The organism is Arthrobacter sp. MDT2-34-1, assembly GCF_059091365.1.
Genome location: NZ_JBNHGO010000135.1, coordinates 1 through 474, shown reverse-complemented (window position 1 = coordinate 474; position 474 = coordinate 1). Strand labels below are relative to the sequence as shown.

At 72.4% G+C, this 474-nt stretch carries 1 pseudogene; it reads right to left on the bottom strand.

From position 1 onward, the window contains the following. A pseudogene (locus tag AC5RVV_RS18035) lies at positions 1-398 on the bottom strand (hypothetical protein); the annotation flags it as partial. Positions 399-474 lie beyond the last annotated feature (76 nt).

Genomic DNA, 474 nt, shown 5'->3' with positions numbered 1-474 from the left:
AATCCGGCAGTGCTGATCGCGGCGATGATCCTGCGGGCCTGGTCATCGGAGACCGGATCCGCGCCCGGGCCGGTGAATCTGATTTTCGTGACGGTCAGCAGGTCCTCGGCGCCGCCGGCAATGCCGGAGCAGGTTGCCCGCACCTTCGAAAGGGCATCACCGCTGAGCAGCAGCGGATCGATCGCCGCCAGTTCCGCCAGCACCGCCTGCTGCGCTCCGGTGCCCTCCGTGGAGACAGCACGGTTCACCACCGGGGCTTGGGCCACCGGGGTCTGGGCCGCGCGCGTCTGGGCCGGCGGGGTCTGGGCCGACGGGGTCTGGGCTGCCGGGTCCGCGGCGGTGCCGCAGCCGGCGAGCAGCGCTGCGGACAGCAGCGCCGGAAGGGCTGTTTTCTGCATGTGCTCCTCCTGCCCGTCCGCCGCCACGTGCCGTCCGGGACAAGGAAGGCCGGGGGCGGTTCTGCGGTTGCGGGGC